We start from the raw sequence: 20,211 nt of genomic DNA on the forward strand, positions 1-20,211 counted from the left end.
CGATTAACCGATAATTTTATATAACATTTAAATATAAAAGGCTCCCGATTCGCATAGAATCGGGAGCCTTAGTTTTATCTATTTACGGTTTAAAGTAACTGATAGCTTCAGTCATGTTTTCTGCAAGCTCTTCCAGTTTACCTGCAGCTTCTGTAATGATAGAGAAGGTAGCATTGAGCTCCTGCATGGAGGCGTTGGTCTCCTGAGAGGATGCGGCATTCTCTTCTGAAACAGCTGACAGATCAGAGATGATATTAAGCAGCTCGTCCTTGGCATGATTCAGTTCTTCGATTCTGCCGGAGATGTTATCTGTACTCTCTGATACATTATCTACGTTCTCAGCCATGCTCTGCATGTTACCCTTGGTATCTGTAAGCTGTGCTTCCTGCTGTTCGAAGTTGCTGTTGAGCTTTTGCATTACTGCAACGGATGCTTCAGAATCTGCTACAAGCTTATCAACGATCTTCTTGATCTCATCTGCACTGTCAGAACTCTGCTCAGCCAGCTGTCCGATCTCTGTAGCAACAACCGCAAAGCCTTTTCCTGCTTCGCCTGCTCTGGCAGCTTCGATGGAAGCATTGAGGGACAGGAGGTTAGTCTGGGAAGCGATTGAGGTGATGGCTTCAGAGAACTTGGAAATCTCTTTTGCGGATTCATTGGTGGAATCTATGGTCTGACCGATTTCACGAACAGATGCCTGAACCTCTTCACTCTGAGTGATCAGCTTGTTGAGTGCTGCCATTGCAGCTTCGCAGGACTGCTTCATTTCTGTAGCATAGCTCTGCAACTGATTTACGTTATCAGTAACAATTTCAATATTGTTGCCGATTTCCTGAGTGTTTCCTGCTGCGGTTTCAACGCTCTCAGCCTGTGATACAGCACCTTTTGAGATTTCATCAACGGCTTCGCTTACCTGGTTGGAAGCATCGGATGCTTTTGATGCTGAGTCGCTTAATTCAATACCGGAGTTTTTCAGCTCATTAGACATGTCTACTGTCGTTCTGATTACTTCACTGAGCTTATCACTAAGTACCTTTGCTCCATCTGCCAGGAGACCTATTTCATCATTACGTTCAATTGAGGCTTCGTCGATTGTGAGGTTAAGGTTACCCTGAGCAAGGAGTCCCAGCTCATCAGCAATGGCTCGCATCTTAACGGAAACAGCGTTGGCAATTATGAATCCGGTTATTGAAAGAGCAGCTACGAGAACTACTGCAATGAGAACCATTGTGAGAATAACTTTTTGAATGGCTGCCTGAACATCATCGCCAACTCTTCCTGCAAAAACCATACCTGCGATGGTACCATCATCCTGAAGGACCGGTGCATAGTAGGAATAATACTTTTTAGAAGTACCGGGCACAGAACCATCAGGGGTGTAGTATTCATGCTTATTCTGTATTACCTGTTCGCTTGTGGATGCATCACTCTTAAATCCGACAAGTCTCTGGCCGTTTTCCTGAAGAGTAGTAATGACACGCTCGTCCATATAGAAAAGAGCGTACTGTATTCCGGTCTTTTCATTCAGAGCATCCATCAGTTCCTCGTATTCTTCCATGACGTTTTGTTCTCCTTTGAAAAGAGAAGTACCATCATAGGACCAGTCACCATCCCAAACAGAATCCATCTCACTCTGAAGATGTTCTGCTGCTACCTTCAGTTCTTCTTCTACCATAGTGTCATAAGTTTTTTTGAGTTCAACGATACTTATAATAGTAAGAATTGCTGAAATTGCGATAATTGCAGCGATAGCAACTAAGATAAGCTTTTGAATGAGTTTACCTTTTCGGATCTTTGCTTCCATAGAACCCCCTTTTGAACAAACACACATAAGGACTTATGAAATCGTAATTTACTATTATCTATATTGTACAACATATATTTTTTTATAATGTAAAATTAGAATTAAAGTTATCAATTTTTTATAAAATTTCTAAATGCTTGTTTGTGGTATAATTGAGAATTATGAGCGAAAAAACAATAAAACTATATGACGAAAATGCATACAATAAAGAATTCGAAGCAAGGGTCATGGATTGCAGGCCTGCAAACGGTGATTTTGACGGCTTTGAGATAATTCTGGACAAGACTCTTTTCTTCCCGGAGGAGGGTGGACAGACACCGGATAAAGGAACAATTCAGGTAAAATCGGAAGCCGGCGAAGGGACAGCTGATGGAGATGTGGTGAATGTCCTTGATGTTCAGATAAAGGATGATGTGATAAGCCACTTTACGGATAAGTCAATTGAGCCCGGGACTGTGATAAAGGGAACCATTGATTTTGCACACAGATTCAGCAATATGCAGCAGCACTCAGGAGAGCATATTTTTTCAGGAATTGTGAACAGCCTATATGGCTATGACAACGTGGGCTTTCATCTTAGCGATTCCGTGGTGACCATGGATTACAGCGGGCAGCTTTCAAAGGAGGAGCTGGCTGACGTAGAGCTGCGTGTTAACAGGGCGATCTATGAAAATGTTCCTATTACCTGCAGATATCCTTCAGCGGATGAACTTGCAAAGCTTGATTACAGAAGTAAAAAAAAGCTTACAGGAGATGTGAGGATTGTTACGGTCGAGGGATATGATATCTGCGCCTGCTGCGCACCGCATGTGGCAAGGACCGGAGAGATTGGAATTTTGAAAATTGTAAGCTCCCAGAATTACAAGGGCGGAACAAGAGTCAGCATACTTTGCGGACAAAGAGCTCTTTTGTATTTGGCAGGAATGCATGATATGATAACGGAACTTGCAAATTCACTGACTACATCTGTGGATAGCATTCCGGATCTGATCCATAAACAGCAGGAAGAGATAGCCGCACTTAAAAGATCATTATCGGAGGCAGGAGAAAAAATTCTGCTTAGTGAGGCGGCGGAGCTACCTGCAGATAGCAAATGTGTTTTCATGTTTGCAGATAAAAACTCTGATGCCAATGTAATAAGACGAGTTGTGACAAAGCTTGTTGCTGGCAGAGAGGGCTATCTTGGTATCTTTTTCGGAGATGATACTGATGGCTACCGTTTCATAATAGGATGTGGAAACGGTCTTAACAGTAATGATGTTCTAAATATCCTTAAGGAGAAATTCCAGGTTCGGGGAGGCGGAGCCCCTGCAATGGTTCAGGGAAGTATAAGCGGTGCTTCCAAGGAGGATATTCTTAGCGTGGCAGCGACGATATAATCTACACTTGCAGCATGCTGCCTTGTAGATTGCTGTAAACGCTATGGAGGAGTGATTATGGAAAAACGGCATGAATTTAGAATGGGGCTAAGAGATGCGATTCCGATATGCCTTGGTTATCTGGCAGTGTCCTTTGCATTTGGCATACAGGCTTCAGAAGCAGGACTTACAGTTTTTCAGGCATCGATAATGTCTCTTGCAAATGTAACAAGTGCAGGACAGTTTTCTGCTCTTGACCTTATTTGCAATAACGGAACATATGCAGAGATTGCACTTTTACAGCTTGTGGTTAACATGAGATATATGCTGATGAGTACGGCGCTTTCGCAAAAGCTTTCATCAAAAGTGGGGACTGTTTCAAGATGTCTTATTGCTTACGGCGTAACAGATGAGATATTCGGCCTTAGCGTTACAAGAAAAGGGAAGCTCCATCCGGCATATTCCTACGGTCTTATAATCTGTTCAGTTTTTGGATGGGTGCTGGGTACCTTCCTTGGAGCCTTTGCCGGACAGATCATGCCACAAAGGATTATAAGTGCTCTTGGACTTGCGATTTACGGAATGTTCATTGCGATTATAATTCCCGATGCCAGAGAGTCTTTGGCAGTTTTGATGGTAGTTGTTTGCGCAATGGTGTTCAGCACAGTTTTCACATATGCACCTGTGCTCAGAGAGATTTCATCAGGATTTCGCATTATTATTGTCACAATAGTTGTGGCGGCCGCTGCGGCAGTGTTATCTCCTGTAAACAATGAGGAGGTAACAGATGCATAATACATATATTTACATTTTGGTAATGGCAGTAGTAACATATCTTGTCAGAATGTTGCCGCTTACACTGATAAGGCGCGAGATAAAAAGTAATTTCGTGAAATCATTTTTGTATTACGTGCCCTACGCTACTTTGGCAGCAATGACTTTTCCTGCTATACTTCATGCTTCCGATGACATCAGAGGATCAATTGCAGGCTTTGCGGTTGCCTTGGTACTGGCTTATAGGAAAAAGAGTCTTCTCACTGTAGCGGCAGTTAGCTGTATTGTAGTATTTGCGGTTGAGTGGTTTATTTGACAATAGGGCTCCTGGGTTTTTATTTTGAAAACATGCCCCTGTCATTTTTCATGGAGGTTTAAATATGCATATTGGAACAGGTTATGATGTACACCGACTGGTCCCCGACAGGAGGCTTATTCTTGGGGGAGTTGATATCCCTTATGAAAAGGGGCTCCTTGGACATTCAGATGCGGACGTACTTTTGCATGCCATAAGTGATGCTCTTCTTGGGGCAGCAGCACTTGGAGATATTGGAAAACATTTCCCGGATTCTGATCCCAAATACAAGGGAGCAGATTCAATAAAGCTTTTGTCAGAGGTTGGCAAAATGCTTGAGGAGAATGGATATCTTATAGAGAATATTGATTCTACTATTTTATGTCAGGCTCCAAAGCTTAGACCTTATATTGATACCATGCGTCAGAATATTGCAGACGCCCTTGGAATCAATATTGAACAGGTAAGCGTAAAAGCAACTACTGAAGAAGGCCTTGGTTTTACAGGGGCAGGCGAGGGTATCGCAGCTCAGGCGGTTTGTCTTCTTGCAAGTCCCATTGAGTATTACACCAAAAATGTCACATTCCAGACAGGAGAAGCTCCTAAGGGTGGATGCTGCTGCGGTGGCGCTGATAGTAATGAATGAGGAATAGGATCGGATGGAAGACATCAATAATATGAATCTTGATCTGGCAGCTGTCGTTAGAAACGAATTCGAGGTTTCCGGTGAACCTATGAACAGATACAGCCCTCTGGCACTGGCTTTCATGGGGGACAGCGTGTATGAGATCATTATAAGAAGCATCGTTGTTCAGGAAGCAAACAGGCCTGCGGGGCAGCTAAACAAGATTAAGGTGAAATATGTAAATGCCGCAGCTCAGGCAAAAATAATAGAATACATAGAGCCTTTGTTTACAGATGAAGAGAGCGATGTGTATAAGAGAGGCCGAAACGCAAAGTCAGCCACCAGCGCCAAGAACCAGAGCGTAAACGACTACAGGAAGGCCACGGGCTTGGAAGCGCTGTGCGGATATCTTTATCTAAATGGCGAAATGGACAGACTGATATCCCTTTTGAAAAAGGGAATAGAGGTCATAGAACGATAAGTGCTTTGTGAAGGCGTAGATGGTAAGAGACCACTGCATGTATTTTTCAGGAGATTTAAATGAGAGAAGAAAAACGTAAGAACGGTTTTAAGAAGGATAACCACAATAAGGATAATTTCAAAAAGGGCGGCAGCAAAAGAGAGAGTTCAAACAGAGATGACTTTTTTGCAGATGAAGCTGTAGGCAGCCTTACCATTGAAGGCAGAAATGCAGTTATAGAAGCAATCCGCAGCGGTAAATCCATTGATAAGATTCTTGTACTTGATGGATGCCAGGACGGACCTGTGGCTACCATCAGAAAGGAAGCCAAAAAAGCAGGGATAATGCTTAAGTTTGTTTCAAGAGACAGACTTGATCAGATATCTGAGACAGGTGCTCATCAGGGTGTTATTGCCTATGCGGCAGCTTATGACTATTCCGATATGGAGGATATCTTTAACCTTGCGGAGGAGAGAGGAGAGCCTCCCTTTGTGCTGATTCTTGATAACATTGAGGATCCCCATAATCTTGGCGCTATCGTAAGAACTGCCAATATTGCAGGAGCTCATGGGGTTATCATTCCCAAGAACAGAGCAGTGGGACTTACCGCCACAGTTGCCAAGACCAGTGCCGGTGCTCTTAATTACACACCTGTTGTAAAGGTTACAAATATCGCCAGAACAATTGATGAGCTTAAGGACCGAGGCATGTGGTTTGTATGTGCTGATATGGACGGAAGCCTTATGTATGACCTTGATCTTAAGGGCTCCATCGGCCTTGTAATAGGAAATGAGGGTTCAGGTGTCAGCAAGCTTGTCAGAGAAAAATGCGATATGGTTGCATCAATTCCCATGAAGGGACAGATAAATTCCCTTAATGCATCAGTGGCAGCAGGCGTTCTTGCTTATGAGATTGTGAGACAGCGAGGATTTAGTAAGTAATCATCAGACAAAACTGCTAACACTATCTATGACATGTTACTGTAACTAAGCTTCACTTTAAGAGGAGTGCAGATGACAAAAATATCAATGGATGAATCCGACGAAGAGCTTATAACAAGGCTCAGGGACGGAGAGTCCGATGTTACAGATTACATAATGAATAAGTACAAGGATATGGTCAGATCCAAGGCTGCTTCTATGTATATTCTGGGGGCCGACAAGGACGATCTTATCCAGGAGGGTATGATTGGCCTTTTCAAGGCGGTCAGGGACTATGATGCCGGAAGAGATGCAAGCTTTCGTACCTTTGCCGACCTTTGCGTATCAAGGCAGATGTACACTGCTATCCAGGCATCCAACAGGAAAAAGCATGCGCCTCTTAACAGTTATATTTCCCTTTATTCCAAGAAGGGAGATTACGATGAGGACAAGGAGTTTTCTCTGGACCAGATTCTTGAGGATATGAAGGACACAGATCCCGAGTCCATGATGATAGATAAGGAAAACACCAGAGACATCGAAGAGTTCATTGAGAATGGACTTAGCGAATTCGAGCAGTCAGTGTTAGAACTACATATGACGGGCATGAGCTACGTAGAGATTGCCAGGGTTTTGGGAAAAGATGAAAAGTCCACAGATAATGCTCTTTTCAGATTAAAAAATAAGATACGTAAATATATAAATAAAAATTCGGATAAATGATAATGAGCCTGATTTCTGTCAGAGAAACAGCGGTTTATAAATTTCTTCTTGCGAAGGCAATCATATTATGCTACAATTAACAAGCTGTTGTGATATGACAGCAATTGTAACTATAGTATAATATTTAAAAAAATATTAAGAATCATTGATATAAAAGAGGTGAGAATATGAGACAGGAAATTCAGCCCGAGTACTATCAGGCAACTGTTACTTGCAACTGCGGTAACACATTCACAGTAGGATCTACTAAGAAGGAGATTCACGTAGAAATTTGTTCTAAGTGCCATCCTTTCTATACAGGTACACAGAAGGCAACAGCTGCTCGCGGACGTATTGATAAGTTCAACCGCAAGTATGGCATGACTTCTAACAACTAATTTTACTTGTGATTACGAAGAGGCCAAAGCAGATGCTTTGGTCTCTTTTTTCTAAGAAAAAGGAGCTATTATGGCGAAGCAGAAGATAAATCATTATTCCGGAATAGGCGGACAGGCAGTTCTTGAAGGCGTTATGATGCGCAACAAGGACGTATATGCTGTTGCTGTTCGCAAGGAGAATGGTGAGATCGCAGTTGAGACAGATCATTATAAGGGAGCAGGCGAAGCTATGGGACTTACACATATCCCATTTCTTAGAGGTGTATTCGTATTCTGGGATTCGCTGGTACTGGGAATGAAGGCTCTCAATTACTCTGCTTCTTTATTTGGAGAAGAGGATATTGCTTCAAGCAAGGATCCTATAGCAGAAGAGGGTAAAGAGAAGGCTATAATGGGCTTCACCACAGTGATAGCTTTTGTTTTTGCAATTGCACTATTCATGATACTTCCATATTATCTGAGTTCACTTATGGAGTCATATATCAGGAACAGTTCAGTGACAGCGCTTCTTGAAGGAGTTCTCAGAATAGCGATTTTTGTGATCTATATTCTTTTGATTTCGCTTATGAAGGATATCAGAAGATTATTCCGTTATCACGGAGCTGAGCACAAGTGCATCAACTGCCTTGAAGCAGGTAAGCCCCTTACACTTGAGAATGTAAGAGAGAGCTCCAGGCTTCACAAGAGATGCGGCAGCAGCTTTATTCTGTTTGTAATGGTGATAAGTATTATATTGTTCTTCTTTATAAGAACACCTTCCGTGCCTTTAAGGATTGTCATCAGAATAGCGCTTATACCCGTTATCGCAGGTATCGCTTATGAGCTCATCAGAATCGCAGGCAGGAGCAACAATATCATTATTCGTATTTTATCTGCGCCAGGAATGCTTATGCAGATGCTCACTACAAAAGAGCCCGATGATGAGATGATCGAGGTTGGAATGAAGTCAGTTGAGGCTGTATTTGACTGGAAGGAATTCCTTGAGGATTCCTTTGGATACAAGTTCGAGGATGAAGAGAAAATCGCAGAATGACTTTTTATCGCGAACAAAAACTATACTACGAATTAAAAGTTTAACTAGAAAATTTAGAGGATTTACAGAAGATGGATTACGCATCACTTTATAAAAAAGGAGAGGAAAAACTGAATAATGCCGGTATTGCGGATGCCTCCCTGGATGCGAGACTTCTTCTTGAGAGCGTTTGCGGGACAGACCACAATACCCTTTTATCCCACGGAGATATGGAGGTCAGCGCCGAGAATGAGAGCGCTTATCTTGAGCTTATAGCTAAGCGTGAAGAGAGGATACCTGTTGCCTACATTCTTGGGAATGCTGAGTTTATGGGCATTGAATTTGATGTGACAGGAGATGTTCTTATTCCCAATCAGGATACGGAGACTCTTGCAGAGGAGGCCCTCAGATATCTTCACGATGGGATGAATATACTTGATCTTTGCACAGGGTCTGGCTGCATTGCGCTGAGCCTTCTTAGATACAGCAATGATACCAAGGCTACAGGCACGGATATGTCCGACAAGGCCCTGGAGGTTGCTGCCCATAATGCGAAAAAGCTTGGTTTTGAGGATAGATTCAGTGCGGTAAAGGCGGATATTTTCCCGGAAGCTACTGACGTTAAATACGATATCATCGTATCAAATCCGCCATATATTCCTACGGCAGTGATTGAGACCTTAGAGCCTGAGGTTAAGACCTTTGAGCCTTACATGGCTCTTGATGGAAGTGAAGACGGTCTTGTTTTTTACAGAAGGATTGTGCCGGGGGCTAAGGAATATCTGTATAAGAGCGGATATCTGTTTCTTGAGATCGGATATGATCAGGGCGAAGCGGTAAAGAGCCTTATGGAAGAAAACGGATACAAGGATGTTCAGGTTATAAAGGATCTTGGCGGCAACGACAGAGTAGTCAGTGGTTGCTTCTATTAGCGGTGCTTAATTCATTTTTGTAACTGTGTTATTTAGTACCGATTTTTAGGAGGCAATTATGTTTGATAGATTAGAAGCAATGGTTCGCAGATATGAGGATATCACCATGGAACTGGGTGAACCCGGTGTTGCTGCAGACCAGAACAGATTTAAAGCGCTCATGAAGGAACAGAGCGATATTTTACCAATACTTGAAGAGTTCCAGAGATATAAGAGCTGTAAGCAGACAATAGCTGACAGTGAGGAGCTTCTTTCAGCGGAATCAGATGATGATATGAAGGAGATGCTAAGGGAAGAGCTTTCCGCAGCTAAGGATGAACTTCCCGGAATCGAGGAGAAGCTTAAGATTTTAATGCTCCCCAAGGACCCTAATGATGATAAAAACGTTATCGTCGAGATCCGCGCAGGTGCAGGCGGAGATGAAGCTGCTCTTTTTGCGGCAGATATGTACAGAGTCTATACCCGCTATGCAGATCGCATGGGATGGAGAATAGAGACTATGAGTGTGGAGGATACCGGAATCGGCGGAATGAAGTCTGTTAACTTCATGCTGTCAGGTACGGGTGCATACTCAAGACTGAAATTCGAGAGTGGAGTTCACAGAGTTCAGAGAATACCTGCCACAGAGTCAGGCGGAAGAATTCATACATCCACTATCACTGTTGCTATTATGCCCGAAGTTGAGGATGTAGAAGTTGACATCGATATGAATGACTGCAAATTCGATGTTTTCAGAGCTTCCGGAAATGGCGGACAGTGCGTAAATACTACGGATTCAGCTGTAAGACTTACGCATCTTCCTACAGGAATCGTTATTTCCTGTCAGGATGAGAAGAGTCAGATTAAAAATAAGGCAAAGGCTCTTAAGGTTCTCAGAGCAAAGCTCTTTGACCTTGAGAGACAGAAGCAGCATGATTCAGAGGCCGCTCTTAGAAAGAGTCAGGTTGGAACCGGTGACCGTTCAGAGAAAATCAGAACCTATAACTTCCATCAGGGCAGGGTTACAGACCACAGAATAGGTTTAACCTTGTACAAGATAGATGCTATAATGGAAGGAGACTTGGACGAGCTTATAGATGCTCTTACTACAGCCAGTCAGGCTGAGAAGCTTGCAGGTCTTGCACAGTAAAACGTTTTGAACATATAGGAGCCGACTGTATGAATGAGCAGATGAAGCAGGAACTCATTGAATGGGGCGTTGACTGGAAAGAAGTCAGTGAACGTTTCATGGGGAAGGATGAACTGATTGAGAAGTTTATGCTGAAATTTCTTAATGATGCCAGTTTTGCCCAGCTTCAAAAGGGCTTAGAGGAGAAGGACGTTAAGGAAGCGTTCGAAGGCTGCCATTCCCTGAAGGGCGTTGGCGGTAATCTTGGGCTTCAGGGCTTCCTGCCGGACGTACTTACTCTTACTGAGATTCTCAGAACTGAGTCCCTTGATGGCTCAGAGGAACTTTTTGAAAGAATTAAAAAATCCTATGATGAACTCATAGGAATTTTAAAAAAGTATGCTTAAAGCTCTTCAAATTCTATATTTGAAGAATCAAGGAAGGCTGTGATATAACTGTCCCAGAGCTTTTCGTAGGATTTATCCATGGAGAAGCCTGACAGGGCAGCTCCCGTAGTGATGGTTATAGCACCATCCTTGAATTTAATGATCATAACAAGAGATGAGACGAGTGATCGTACTTCTGAGTATTCTTCAGAAGACAGGAGCTCGTCTTTTTTGTCGCTATTAAGACACAGCAGGAATTTAAAGGACAAGGGAGTGCGTTTTCCCTTTATGAGATCAAAGCATCTCTGCCTTACTTCAGACCATGGAGTAAGGGTTCCGGTGGGAGCACCTTCCTCATCTTCGCCGTAAAACTCTTTGTTGATGTGCCCGTCAATTGTGTATGTGTTTGCTACAGCTATCTCTGCGCTGTCTAACAGAAATGCATCAAATACCTCTGATGCCAACAACTTTGCCATGAAATTTTTAGTGCTTTTTATTTTGATTGCAATCATTGTTAATCCTTGTCTCGATAGAATATACTCTATATTTTATCATTGTGGTAAAATAGTGTCAGTAATAAAGTGAGGAAAAACGAATGCATATAGCGGTTTTTGACGACAACATAGCAGACAGAAAACATTTGGAACGGCTACTTGGCAGACAGTCTGACAGATATCAGAAGGAAGGCAAGGAGCATTTTTATATTGACTCTTATGGAAATATTGAGGCGCTTCTTAGATTTCCTCAGATGTATGACATTATTTTTATCGATAAGACTACGCTGGAGACAGAGGATACACATTTCAGGAACGGCCTGGATGTCGCAAGGATTCTTTTTGAAGCAGGCGGAATAAAAAATATCGTTATGTGTTCGTCAAAATATGACTACGAGGTCATGGCAAAGGAAGAGGGCATGTATGATAAGATGCTCTACCTGAAAAAGGATATCAGACCAAGTGACCTGGAAGCGGTGCTTTCCGAGTGCGAAGTCAGAATCGGCAATCCTGTTCCCAAGCTTGAGCTTCGCGGCGAGACTGATACCATATATGCAGAGGAGATGGACATCATCTACGCCAAGGCCAACGGCCCCTTTAAGGTGGATGTTTTTCTTACAGAAGGACGCAGCATCTCGCTGATATCGGATATTTATAACCTCTATGAGCAGTGTGAGATTTTCAGATATATTTGTCCTGTTTCTCAGACTTCAATGATCAACGTCAAGCACGTGGTCAAAGAAAGCTTTACCGGCGTTGTTATGGATAACGGCGCCAAGGTAAATGTGTCACCTCTTTACAAGGTGAATATTAAAACTGTAAAAAAGCGCATTGAAGAAGACGAGAAGCGCTGATTGGAAGATAGATATGATAGCTGGTAAAAAAGTAGTCGCATTATGTACAACCAGAATAAGTGATTCAACGGTCCACAGTTTTGTGAAGCTGCTGAGCAGACGGCTCCAGTCACATAACATTGGACTTTTGATTTTTACGCTTAATACGGATCTGTATTGGGAAGAAGATGTATACCATTCCGAGGCATCTGTATTTAAGATTATTCCATATGATCTGATCGATTGTCTGCTATACATGGATGAGCGTGTAAAGTGTCGCAGAATCGGCGAGAGCATAATCGCCAAGGCAAAAGAACGCAACATTCCTGTTCTTGTTTTGGATGGTCAGTATGAAGATACCATAAGTGTAGGCTTTGATTACCCTGCAGGCTTTGAGAAAATAGTAAGACATGTAATGGAGACCCATGGGGTTCGAAGACCGCATATGATGGCGGGGCATAGGAACAATAAGTTTTCTGATGACAGAATTGCTGTTTTTCGAAAGGTTATCGAGGAATATGGTATAAGGTACAGTGATTCAATGGTGAGTTATGGCGATTTCTGGGCAGTACCCACAAGAGTTGCCACAAGAAAGCTCATAAAATGCAGCGACGAGCTGCCTGATGCCATCATCTGTGCCAATGATATTATGGCCATAAATGTCTGTGATGTTCTGATGGACGCCGGAATATCAGTGCCGGAGCAGGTCATTGTTACAGGTTTTGATGGAGTTGAAGAGACCAATTATTCTGTGCCCAGAATTTCCACCGTTAATTGCAGTAACGCTGTTTTTGCAAAAACTGTAGCAAATTACGTTATTGAGCATATAGATAAAGAGCCTGAATACAGAACCTGGAATATCGCCGTTATCCCTGAGCTTGAACTGAAGGAATCCTGCGGTTGTATTCATGTAAAAAATCAGGACCTGTCAAATGTTGCATCATTAAATGACAGATTCTACAGATACTTCGATGATGTCAGGGTTTTATATGGTATCACAGCCAGGATGCAGCTTTGCAAGCATGTAAATGAGCTGTCGGGCATGCTTCATAAATATGTTTTAAATGATACCTTTGATATGCATGATTTCAGCGTGGTTTTGTATAAGTACTGTCTGGACAGAAGTCATAATATCTTCGATGAAGAGGGGCTAGTGCCTGATTATGATAAGAGGGTAGTGATCTGTGATCATACCAGCAAGGAGGCATATACCAGAGATTTGGAAGAGGGTGAGCTTTTGCCGGGACTAGAGAAGCTGGTAGCTACAGGGCAGCCGCTTATTTTTAATGCTCTTGATACATTGGATAAGCCCCTGGGTTATGTATGCTATTGTTTTGACAGTTTTAATATAATCGACTACTCCAAAACAGCGCTTATAACCAATTCCATCACAACCGGTGTCTGCAATTTCATAAATATGCATTATCAGCGCTATCTGTCAGAGAAGGTCGATGAGATGTTTAAATATGATTTACTCACCGGACTGTATAATCGAACCGGGTTCATGCGCGCATTTGAAGGTGAGAAGGGTGATGTATTTCGCGAAAAAGGTTGCATGACAGTAATCATGGCAGATATTGATGACCTTAAGATAATAAACGACAGCTACGGACATGAGACCGGAGATAAAGCTATTGCCGCTGTTGCATCGGCTCTTAAAGAGGCAAGCCCTGATGATGCACTCTGTATGAGGTTTGGCGGAGATGAGATGCTGATAATCATTCCCGGTAAGTGTGATGCTAAGTTGATAGTTGAAAAGGCAGAAAAGATTATAGATAACGTCAATATGACTTCAGAGAATTCCTATAAGTTGTCAGTTAGCTGCGGCTATTGTGAAGTCAACCTGACCGGGAAACTCGACTATGATGCAATCGTACATCTCGCTGATGAAAAGATGTACAGCGTAAAGAGAAAGAAAAAAGAAAATAAGAAAGAATAAAACAGGTAAAAATAATACCTCCTGTCAATTATGTTTCTTGGCGGGAGGCTTAATTTAATCGGTTCTATCTAAATACTATTTCCATTCCGGACATGTAGATAAATGCACATAGCCCGATTTGAATAAGTAGAATAAGAGGCAGGAAAACCAAAAAGTACCAGTGCTTTGTCTTGTGACGGAATATGAACATACCGGCTATGCTTCCGATACTCCCGCCAATGACAGACAAAATAAAGAAGACAGACTCCGGAGTTCTGAAGCCGTGCTTCTTGGATTTTCTTTTATCATTTCCCATGGTTAGAAATGCAACGATATTTAAAAATAACAGATAAGATATGATAAGTTCTAATGAGTTCATGGGTCTAATTGTAGCTGATAAAATGGCTTATTACAACTGCGCTGGGCGAATAAAAAAATAATTTAAAATTTTTTTTATTTTTCTGCAACCTTTTGCAAACTGCCTCGCACTATATAAATGTAAATAAAAACTTCAATGTGAAGAAAAGGAGATAAACTTATGAAAACAAACAAAAAAATCGCACTTTTACTTGCTATAGCTATTATGATTTCGGCTATATCTGTGGCACTTCCTATGGAAGCAAAGGCATTTGACGGCTGGATGAACCATATTCAGCAGGTATCTCTGGATGCAGATCTTTCGTCCTTATTAGCTGATGCTCATAACTGGACTTACGGAACAGGACCAAGGACAAGCAAATATGGCAATGAGACAGAAGAATACTGGTTTCAGATATTTAAGGTAAGTTTTCCATATAGAAGTACACTGACCATAACCAAGCAGTCTCAGGATAAGGCGCATTTTATTGGGACTGGTGAAGCGGCTTTTGCGATGAACTTTGGTGTATATGATGCAAATGGCAATTCATGCATAGATGATCATGGTCAGTATATGTTTTCTACTTTTCATGATTTTACGACAGAAAGCAAAGGCAGCTATACCTCATATGAATATAATGCAGCTAATGGCCTTTATACATTTAAGGAATATGTGGATGTTAATCCAGGAACATATTATATTGCAGTAAAACAGGATACTTTTTATGCGCAAACAGCTGCAGATCTTGAAGAATATATACCCAAGACTCATTTTACCTGCACAATCCACGCTGAGTCCCTGGATGATGCGCTCACAAAGAAAGTACTTGCATCAAAGCCTTATATACAGTCAGCAAAGACTTCAAAAAAATCAGTAAAATTAAAGCTTAGAAAGAACAGCTATGTGAGCGGGGCAAAATTCGAAATCCAATATCGAGTAAAGGGTGCCGGAAAATGGGATAAAGTTACTGCGAAAAAAGCATCCTCATTAAAGGTAAAGAAGCTTGCTAAAAACATAAAGTATCAGTTCCGTGTAAGACAGACAGCTAAAATAAACGGGAAGACCGTACATGGCAAATGGTCCAATGTAAAAACGGTCAAAGTAAAATAATAGTTTTTGTAAATTCGCAGGAGAGACAATTGAAAACACCGACTGAATTAACGGAAATTATATCTGATTTTATCGAAAAGAGAGACAGTGTGCTTTTTGAAAAAATCTATGAGAAGACATATGGATATTTGTTTACCTGTGCCATTCATATTCTTAAGGACGAAGATGATGCCCAGGATGTTGTCCAGGATGCTTTTATAGAGATTTATAAGGGACTTCCCTCAATTAAGGAGCCGGAGAGCTTTCTTAGTTGGGCAGCTACAATAGTTAACAGAAAATGCTTTGCGGCTCTAAAAAAGAAGAGAGATGTTCTGGTAGATGAAACCACAGATGATGAAGGCAATATCACGGACTTTTTTGAGAACATTAAGGATGATGATGCTTTTATTCCTGAGAATCTTTTGGATGACGAGGAAAGTGTGCGTCTTATCAGGGAAATAATAGACGATCTGAATGATGCCCAGAGACTTTGCGTGGTTTCGTTTTATTTTAATGAGATGAAGCAGGAGGATATTGCAGCTGAATTCGGTATGCCTCTTAATACGGTAAAATCGCATCTTAGCAGAGCTAAAGCGAATATTAAGAAAGCGGTAATGGATATGGATAAGAAGGGAACAAGACTATACGCTCTTGCTCCGTTCATGCTGCTGCTTTTTACAAGAGATGCAAAGGCCTGCCAGGTTGCTCCGATGTCAGAAGCGCTTAAGAATTTATGCAGAAATGCAGGTGGTAAGAGCTTTGATAACAGCGCAGATGGCGTAACAGATGCCATTAAACAAGGTGGAGCAGTAGCAGGAAAAAAAGCGATAGGTAAGCTGCCGCTTATAATTGGCACAGCAGCAGTGGGAGTCTCCGGAGTTATAGGAGCGTCGATTATATTTGGAAACAGTTCTGCAAAGGATGTTTCAAGCGGGCAGGAGACTGTTCTAGAGGAAAACATAGACAATGGCTCCGATTTGGCTATGGATAGTGATAAGGAAGAATCAAATGATGGAGCAGAATTACAAACAAATGAAGCTGGGGCTGATATAGCTGGTGAAGCTACTGCAAATAAAGAATTATCAGAAGACAGTAGTGAAGAAACAGGGCAGGGAAATGCTGAAAATTCTTATACACTTAAGGAAATCGTGGATCTTTCCGGGTACGAGTCATACGGCATTGCAAATGGTGGAGTGATCCCTGTCAGGAAGGACGGAATGTGGGGAGCAATAAATTACGAGGGTGATCAGCTTGTTCCCTGTCAGTTTGGGAGCCTGTATGCAGCGCCAAATCTTGTCGGCACAGTCATATTTAATAATTTAATTTATGACGAGAACGGTTATGTAACTAACTATAATGGTACGCCTGTATTTGACATATTTGATTCTCAGGGCAATTCATTGTATTCCGGAGAATGTGAAAGTGCAGTTGCTTCAGGATCATTGTACGGGATTGTAGAACCAATAAACGTAAGTGATGACGATTATTATTATACTACCAATGTGAAGTATTTTGATTACAGTGGTAATGAGGTTTTGTCTACAATCAGAACTAATGAGACCTGCAGCTTTATTTATGGTGCAGCCCCGGATGGGAAGATAACTGTATTTCAAAACGAGGCCAATGATGATTATATGTATGATAGGGTAGGATACCTTGATTCAGAAGGAAATGTCAGCTGGATTGGAAATATCTACGAGGGACCAAGTATTGTTGATAGTGGAGAATATGATACCGGTGATTCGCAGGGAGAATGGAAAGCAATTGCACATAGCGGATCTTCGCCAAGATTTTCAGGTTGTCCACTGACATCTATAGTCGATGGATATTTTGTAGTAATGTATCCGCCATCAACAGATGACATGTGTGTTTATGATACCGGTCTTAGCAAGATTACTGATTTTGAGGTTGAAGGATATGGTGGACGCGGCGCAGAGGGAACTTGGTTTCGTGAATATTACTATGATGGAAATAATCTGATCAATTATGGCCAGAAAGCGGTAGTGATGCTGGGCGGAAAAGATTACCTGGTTGATTTTACAAATCCTGGATGCTATGACCCTTCTTCTGCAGTATGCACATACGATTGCATCCAATTATCTGCAGAAAAATATTGGCTGATCGGTGATGGCGATAAATGGGGATATATAGACCATGATGGAAAAATGGTAAATGAATATGACGATGCAACCGAGTTTTCCAATGGACAGGCCCTGATCATAACTGACGGCGAAGCAAAACTTATTGATGAAGACTTTAATGAAATACAGAATTTGGGCCAGGCAGATGGAGTAACCTGCCTTGGAGAAATGTTCAGGATAGTCAGTGGTGATAAGGCAAAGTTCTACGCGCCGGATAATGCTTAATTTTGTTTACGCACGCTGTTTTTCATGCTAGAATATGTAGTACGCAAAACTATGTATGAACGCTGCATTTAGAAGCACTTTTTATTACAAGAGGAATGGATTAGGCATGAGTTATAAGTTAGTAGTAGACAGTTGCACAGATTTGACTGAAGAATTAAAAAAGGATCCCAGAATCGAGGTAATACCTCTGATTCTTCAAATTGGTGATTATACAGTTCTTGATGATGAGAATTTTGATCAGCTTGATTATATAAAAAGAGTTGCAGAAAGCGATACATGTGCTAAGTCAGCATGTCCCTCGCCCGACAGATATAAAAGAGCTTATGAGTGCGATGCTGATGATGTTTATGTTGTTACACTTTCATCCAAGCTTAGCGGTAGTTACAACAGTGCTATTCTTGGCAGAAGTATATATCTTGAGGATGTGGGCGAGAAGAATATTCATGTATTCGATTCTCTTTCAGCCTGCTGTGGTCAGACCAATGTAATGCTTAAGATCATGGAATGCGCTGATGCAGGACTTCCTTTCGAAGAAGTCGTTGAGAAGGTTGAAGAGTACAGAGATCATATGGATACCTATTTTGTCCTTGATTCCCTGGATACCCTTCGCAAAAACGGCCGCCTTACCGGAATGAAGGCTATCGTCGCAACTACTCTCAACATAAAGCCTGTATGCTACGCCATTGAGGGAACAATCGCTCAGTGGGGACAGGGGATAGGCATGCGTAAGGCTCTTATTAAGATGGCTGAGCTTGCTGCTCGGAGAATCGTTGATCCTGAGAAAAAAACTCTTATGATAACTCACATTAACTGCTATGAGAGGGCAGAGGTGGTAAAGGATCTCATCCTTTCAAAGGTTAATTTCAAGAGAGCGATCATTGTGGATGGTGCAGGTGTTGCAACAACCTACGCAGGAGATGGTGGTATCGTTGTAACCTGTTAATTATACTAAAGACAAAAATTTACCCGCGGCTTTTGGCCGCGGGTTTTTGATGTTTTGAATGTTTTTATGGAAAACTGTCTTGTAAATTACTTCTTGCCTTCTACTTCCTGCATCTTCATAGCGCGAACCTTGCATGAGAGACCAAAGAGATTGATGAAGCCCTCTGCGTCGTGGTGGTCATAAAGGTCACCGGTCTTAAAGGATGCGATGGACTCATTGTAGAGTGAGTAGGGTGATGTTGTGCCTTCCTTGATGATGTTACCCTTGTAAAGAGCGAACTTTACTTCACCTGTCACATACTTCTGAGTGGACTCGATGAATGCCTGCTCTGCTTCGCGAAGAGGTGTGAACCATTTTCCTTCATATACAAGGTCAGCAAACTTGTTGCCCATATCCTTCTTCATGGTGTATGTGTCACGATCAAGAATGAGCTCTTCAAGCTGCTGGTGTGCCTCATAGAGGATAGTTCCGCCGGGAGTCTCATAAACACCACGGGACTTCATACCAACTACGCGGTTCTCTACGATATCTACGATTCCGATTCCGTTCTCGCCGCCAAGCTTATTAAGTGTGCGGATAATATCAGAAACCTTCATCTCTTTTCCATTAACTGACTTAGGAACGCCGCCTTCGAATGTCATGGTTACGTGAGTAGGTGTATCAGGTGCGTCCTCAGGTGTTACGCCAAGAACCAGAAGGTGCTTGTAGTTGGGAGCCTGTCCGGGATCCTCAAGCTCAAGACCCTCATGAGAGATGTGCCAGAGGTTACGGTCACGGCTGTAGCTGCTGTCAGCTGAGAATGGAAGATTGATTCCATGCTGTTTACAGTATTCAATCTCTGATTCACGGGAATCCATTGTCCACTTGTCATTTCTCCATGCTGCTATGATCTTGATGTCAGGTGCAAGTGCCTTGATTCCAAGCTCGAAACGGATCTGGTCGTTACCCTTACCTGTTGCACCGTGGCAGATAGCTACTGCGCCTTCCTTGCGGGCAATCTCAACGAGCTTTTTAGCAATGAGAGGACGGGCCATGGATGTACCAAGCAGATACTTGTTCTCATAAACGGCATGAGCCTGAACACAGGGAACAACGTACTCATCGCAGAACTCATCGATAACATCAAGAATGTACAGCTTGCTGGCACCGCAGCTAATAGCTCTATCATTAAGACCGTCAAGCTCTTCTTCCTGACCGCAGTCGATGCAAACACAAACAACTTCGTAATCAAAATTCTCTTTCAGCCACGGAATGATAGCTGTTGTATCAAGTCCGCCGGAATATGCAAGTATTACTTTTTCTTTTGCCATTTTTCCTTTTCTCCTCTCAAATCCAAAATCAATGAACAAGAACAATATACAACATAAAAATCGATAATGCAATAATTTTATGCATAAAAATAAACAAAAATGCATTTTGGTTGCATAAATATAAAA

21 protein-coding genes are annotated in these 20,211 nt (G+C 42.0%); 17 read left to right on the forward strand and 4 right to left on the reverse strand.

Annotated elements, in window-relative coordinates; all coding sequences use genetic code 11:
* Positions 1 to 82: 82 nt before the first annotated feature.
* On the reverse strand, positions 83 to 1,804 hold the full coding sequence (locus tag G610_RS0100685; RefSeq protein WP_051197406.1) for a methyl-accepting chemotaxis protein: 1,722 nt from the start codon (positions 1,802 to 1,804) through the stop codon (positions 83 to 85).
* A gap of 161 nt (positions 1,805 to 1,965) precedes the next feature.
* Between G610_RS0100685 and G610_RS0100690 the strand changes: the two genes are divergently transcribed.
* From G610_RS0100690 to G610_RS19150, 12 genes are all read left to right on the forward strand, one after another.
* Positions 1,966 to 3,183, forward strand: a complete 1,218-nt coding sequence (locus G610_RS0100690) for an alanyl-tRNA editing protein (protein WP_035796523.1) — start codon at positions 1,966 to 1,968, stop codon at positions 3,181 to 3,183.
* Between the two features lie 57 nt (positions 3,184 to 3,240).
* Complete coding sequence (locus tag G610_RS0100695) at positions 3,241 to 3,957, forward strand: AzlC family ABC transporter permease (RefSeq protein WP_026495263.1); 717 nt, start codon at positions 3,241 to 3,243, stop codon at positions 3,955 to 3,957.
* Positions 3,950 to 4,252: an AzlD domain-containing protein gene (locus G610_RS0100700; protein WP_026523238.1), complete on the forward strand. Its 303-nt coding sequence runs from the start codon at positions 3,950 to 3,952 to the stop codon at positions 4,250 to 4,252. Before G610_RS0100695 ends, G610_RS0100700 begins: the two co-directional genes overlap by 8 nt.
* Positions 4,253 to 4,316: 64 nt before the next feature.
* Positions 4,317 to 4,877 (forward strand): 2-C-methyl-D-erythritol 2,4-cyclodiphosphate synthase, encoded by a 561-nt coding sequence (ispF, locus tag G610_RS19145; RefSeq protein WP_035796526.1) that lies wholly within the window; start codon positions 4,317 to 4,319, stop codon positions 4,875 to 4,877.
* Between the two features lie 13 nt (positions 4,878 to 4,890).
* On the forward strand, positions 4,891 to 5,337 hold the full coding sequence (locus G610_RS0100710) for a Mini-ribonuclease 3 (protein WP_051197407.1): 447 nt from the start codon (positions 4,891 to 4,893) through the stop codon (positions 5,335 to 5,337).
* Positions 5,338 to 5,396: 59 nt separating this feature from the next.
* Complete coding sequence (gene rlmB / locus G610_RS0100715) at positions 5,397 to 6,257, forward strand: 23S rRNA (guanosine(2251)-2'-O)-methyltransferase RlmB (RefSeq protein ID WP_081667102.1); 861 nt, start codon at positions 5,397 to 5,399, stop codon at positions 6,255 to 6,257.
* A gap of 72 nt (positions 6,258 to 6,329) precedes the next feature.
* The gene (gene sigH / locus G610_RS0100720) at positions 6,330 to 6,959 is read left to right on the forward strand and encodes an RNA polymerase sporulation sigma factor SigH (RefSeq protein ID WP_026523240.1); all 630 of its coding nucleotides are present in this window, start codon (positions 6,330 to 6,332) and stop codon (positions 6,957 to 6,959) included.
* Between the two features lie 167 nt (positions 6,960 to 7,126).
* Entirely contained in the window at positions 7,127 to 7,336 is a 210-nt protein-coding gene (rpmE, locus tag G610_RS0100725) for a 50S ribosomal protein L31 (protein WP_026495257.1), read from the forward strand.
* A gap of 70 nt (positions 7,337 to 7,406) precedes the next feature.
* Positions 7,407 to 8,369 (forward strand): DUF1385 domain-containing protein, encoded by a 963-nt coding sequence (locus G610_RS0100730; RefSeq protein WP_026495256.1) that lies wholly within the window; start codon positions 7,407 to 7,409, stop codon positions 8,367 to 8,369.
* Positions 8,370 to 8,440: 71 nt separating this feature from the next.
* The gene (gene prmC, locus G610_RS0100735) at positions 8,441 to 9,280 is read left to right on the forward strand and encodes a peptide chain release factor N(5)-glutamine methyltransferase (RefSeq protein WP_026523241.1); all 840 of its coding nucleotides are present in this window, start codon (positions 8,441 to 8,443) and stop codon (positions 9,278 to 9,280) included.
* A 58-nt stretch (positions 9,281 to 9,338) separates the two neighbouring features.
* Positions 9,339 to 10,409 (forward strand): peptide chain release factor 1, encoded by a 1,071-nt coding sequence (prfA, locus tag G610_RS0100740; RefSeq protein ID WP_026523242.1) that lies wholly within the window; start codon positions 9,339 to 9,341, stop codon positions 10,407 to 10,409.
* A gap of 29 nt (positions 10,410 to 10,438) precedes the next feature.
* On the forward strand, positions 10,439 to 10,795 hold the full coding sequence (locus tag G610_RS19150; RefSeq protein WP_051197409.1) for an Hpt domain-containing protein: 357 nt from the start codon (positions 10,439 to 10,441) through the stop codon (positions 10,793 to 10,795).
* Here the strand turns inward: G610_RS19150 and G610_RS0100750 are convergent.
* Positions 10,792 to 11,286, reverse strand: a complete 495-nt coding sequence (locus tag G610_RS0100750; RefSeq protein ID WP_026523243.1) for a DUF5721 family protein — start codon at positions 11,284 to 11,286, stop codon at positions 10,792 to 10,794. The genes G610_RS19150 and G610_RS0100750 overlap by 4 nt on opposite strands.
* 83 nt (positions 11,287 to 11,369) lie before the next feature.
* On the opposite strand from G610_RS0100750, the gene G610_RS0100755 reads away from it, so the two are divergent.
* Positions 11,370 to 12,122, forward strand: a complete 753-nt coding sequence (locus G610_RS0100755; protein ID WP_026495251.1) for a response regulator — start codon at positions 11,370 to 11,372, stop codon at positions 12,120 to 12,122.
* A 13-nt stretch (positions 12,123 to 12,135) separates the two neighbouring features.
* Positions 12,136 to 14,040 carry a GGDEF domain-containing protein gene (locus tag G610_RS0100760; protein ID WP_026523244.1) on the forward strand — a complete coding sequence of 635 codons (1,905 nt, stop codon included), beginning with the start codon at positions 12,136 to 12,138 and terminating at the stop codon, positions 14,038 to 14,040.
* A 64-nt stretch (positions 14,041 to 14,104) separates the two neighbouring features.
* Here G610_RS0100760 and G610_RS23870 read toward each other — a convergent pair whose 3' ends face one another.
* Positions 14,105 to 14,398, reverse strand: a complete 294-nt coding sequence (locus G610_RS23870) for a DUF1294 domain-containing protein (RefSeq protein ID WP_081667104.1) — start codon at positions 14,396 to 14,398, stop codon at positions 14,105 to 14,107.
* A gap of 159 nt (positions 14,399 to 14,557) precedes the next feature.
* On the opposite strand from G610_RS23870, the gene G610_RS0100765 reads away from it, so the two are divergent.
* The 3 genes from G610_RS0100765 (at position 14,558) to G610_RS0100775 (ending at position 18,775) form a co-directional block, all read left to right on the forward strand.
* On the forward strand, positions 14,558 to 15,487 hold the full coding sequence (locus G610_RS0100765; RefSeq protein WP_026523245.1) for a fibronectin type III domain-containing protein: 930 nt from the start codon (positions 14,558 to 14,560) through the stop codon (positions 15,485 to 15,487).
* A 29-nt stretch (positions 15,488 to 15,516) separates the two neighbouring features.
* The gene (locus G610_RS0100770; RefSeq protein WP_026523246.1) at positions 15,517 to 17,832 is read left to right on the forward strand and encodes a sigma-70 family RNA polymerase sigma factor; all 2,316 of its coding nucleotides are present in this window, start codon (positions 15,517 to 15,519) and stop codon (positions 17,830 to 17,832) included.
* Positions 17,833 to 17,938: 106 nt separating this feature from the next.
* Positions 17,939 to 18,775, forward strand: coding sequence for a DegV family protein (locus G610_RS0100775; protein ID WP_026523247.1), 837 nt, complete (start codon positions 17,939 to 17,941; stop codon positions 18,773 to 18,775).
* A gap of 86 nt (positions 18,776 to 18,861) precedes the next feature.
* Here G610_RS0100775 and G610_RS0100780 read toward each other — a convergent pair whose 3' ends face one another.
* Positions 18,862 to 20,085 (reverse strand): argininosuccinate synthase, encoded by a 1,224-nt coding sequence (locus G610_RS0100780; protein ID WP_026523248.1) that lies wholly within the window; start codon positions 20,083 to 20,085, stop codon positions 18,862 to 18,864.
* Between the last annotated feature and the right edge of the window lie 126 nt (positions 20,086 to 20,211).

This window comes from Butyrivibrio sp. MB2005 (assembly GCF_000424285.1).
In the GTDB taxonomy this organism is placed as follows: domain Bacteria; phylum Bacillota; class Clostridia; order Lachnospirales; family Lachnospiraceae; genus Butyrivibrio.

Coding starts and splice junctions, on each gene's coding strand:
- G610_RS0100775 (WP_026523247.1), top strand. CDS start 17,939: ATGAGTTATAAGTTAGTAGTAGACAGTTGCACAGATTTGACTGAAGAA.
- rpmE (WP_026495257.1), top strand. CDS start 7,127: ATGAGACAGGAAATTCAGCCCGAGTACTATCAGGCAACTGTTACTTGC.
- G610_RS0100750 (WP_026523243.1), bottom strand. CDS start 11,286: ATGATTGCAATCAAAATAAAAAGCACTAAAAATTTCATGGCAAAGTTG.
- G610_RS23870 (WP_081667104.1), bottom strand. CDS start 14,398: ATGAACTCATTAGAACTTATCATATCTTATCTGTTATTTTTAAATATC.
- ispF (WP_035796526.1), top strand. CDS start 4,317: ATGCATATTGGAACAGGTTATGATGTACACCGACTGGTCCCCGACAGG.
- prfA (WP_026523242.1), top strand. CDS start 9,339: ATGTTTGATAGATTAGAAGCAATGGTTCGCAGATATGAGGATATCACC.
- G610_RS0100685 (WP_051197406.1), bottom strand. CDS start 1,804: ATGGAAGCAAAGATCCGAAAAGGTAAACTCATTCAAAAGCTTATCTTA.
- G610_RS0100755 (WP_026495251.1), top strand. CDS start 11,370: ATGCATATAGCGGTTTTTGACGACAACATAGCAGACAGAAAACATTTG.
- G610_RS0100710 (WP_051197407.1), top strand. CDS start 4,891: ATGGAAGACATCAATAATATGAATCTTGATCTGGCAGCTGTCGTTAGA.
- G610_RS19150 (WP_051197409.1), top strand. CDS start 10,439: ATGAATGAGCAGATGAAGCAGGAACTCATTGAATGGGGCGTTGACTGG.
- G610_RS0100690 (WP_035796523.1), top strand. CDS start 1,966: ATGAGCGAAAAAACAATAAAACTATATGACGAAAATGCATACAATAAA.
- G610_RS0100765 (WP_026523245.1), top strand. CDS start 14,558: ATGAAAACAAACAAAAAAATCGCACTTTTACTTGCTATAGCTATTATG.
- G610_RS0100780 (WP_026523248.1), bottom strand. CDS start 20,085: ATGGCAAAAGAAAAAGTAATACTTGCATATTCCGGCGGACTTGATACA.
- prmC (WP_026523241.1), top strand. CDS start 8,441: ATGGATTACGCATCACTTTATAAAAAAGGAGAGGAAAAACTGAATAAT.
- rlmB (WP_081667102.1), top strand. CDS start 5,397: ATGAGAGAAGAAAAACGTAAGAACGGTTTTAAGAAGGATAACCACAAT.
- G610_RS0100760 (WP_026523244.1), top strand. CDS start 12,136: ATGATAGCTGGTAAAAAAGTAGTCGCATTATGTACAACCAGAATAAGT.
- G610_RS0100695 (WP_026495263.1), top strand. CDS start 3,241: ATGGAAAAACGGCATGAATTTAGAATGGGGCTAAGAGATGCGATTCCG.
- G610_RS0100700 (WP_026523238.1), top strand. CDS start 3,950: ATGCATAATACATATATTTACATTTTGGTAATGGCAGTAGTAACATAT.
- sigH (WP_026523240.1), top strand. CDS start 6,330: ATGACAAAAATATCAATGGATGAATCCGACGAAGAGCTTATAACAAGG.
- G610_RS0100730 (WP_026495256.1), top strand. CDS start 7,407: ATGGCGAAGCAGAAGATAAATCATTATTCCGGAATAGGCGGACAGGCA.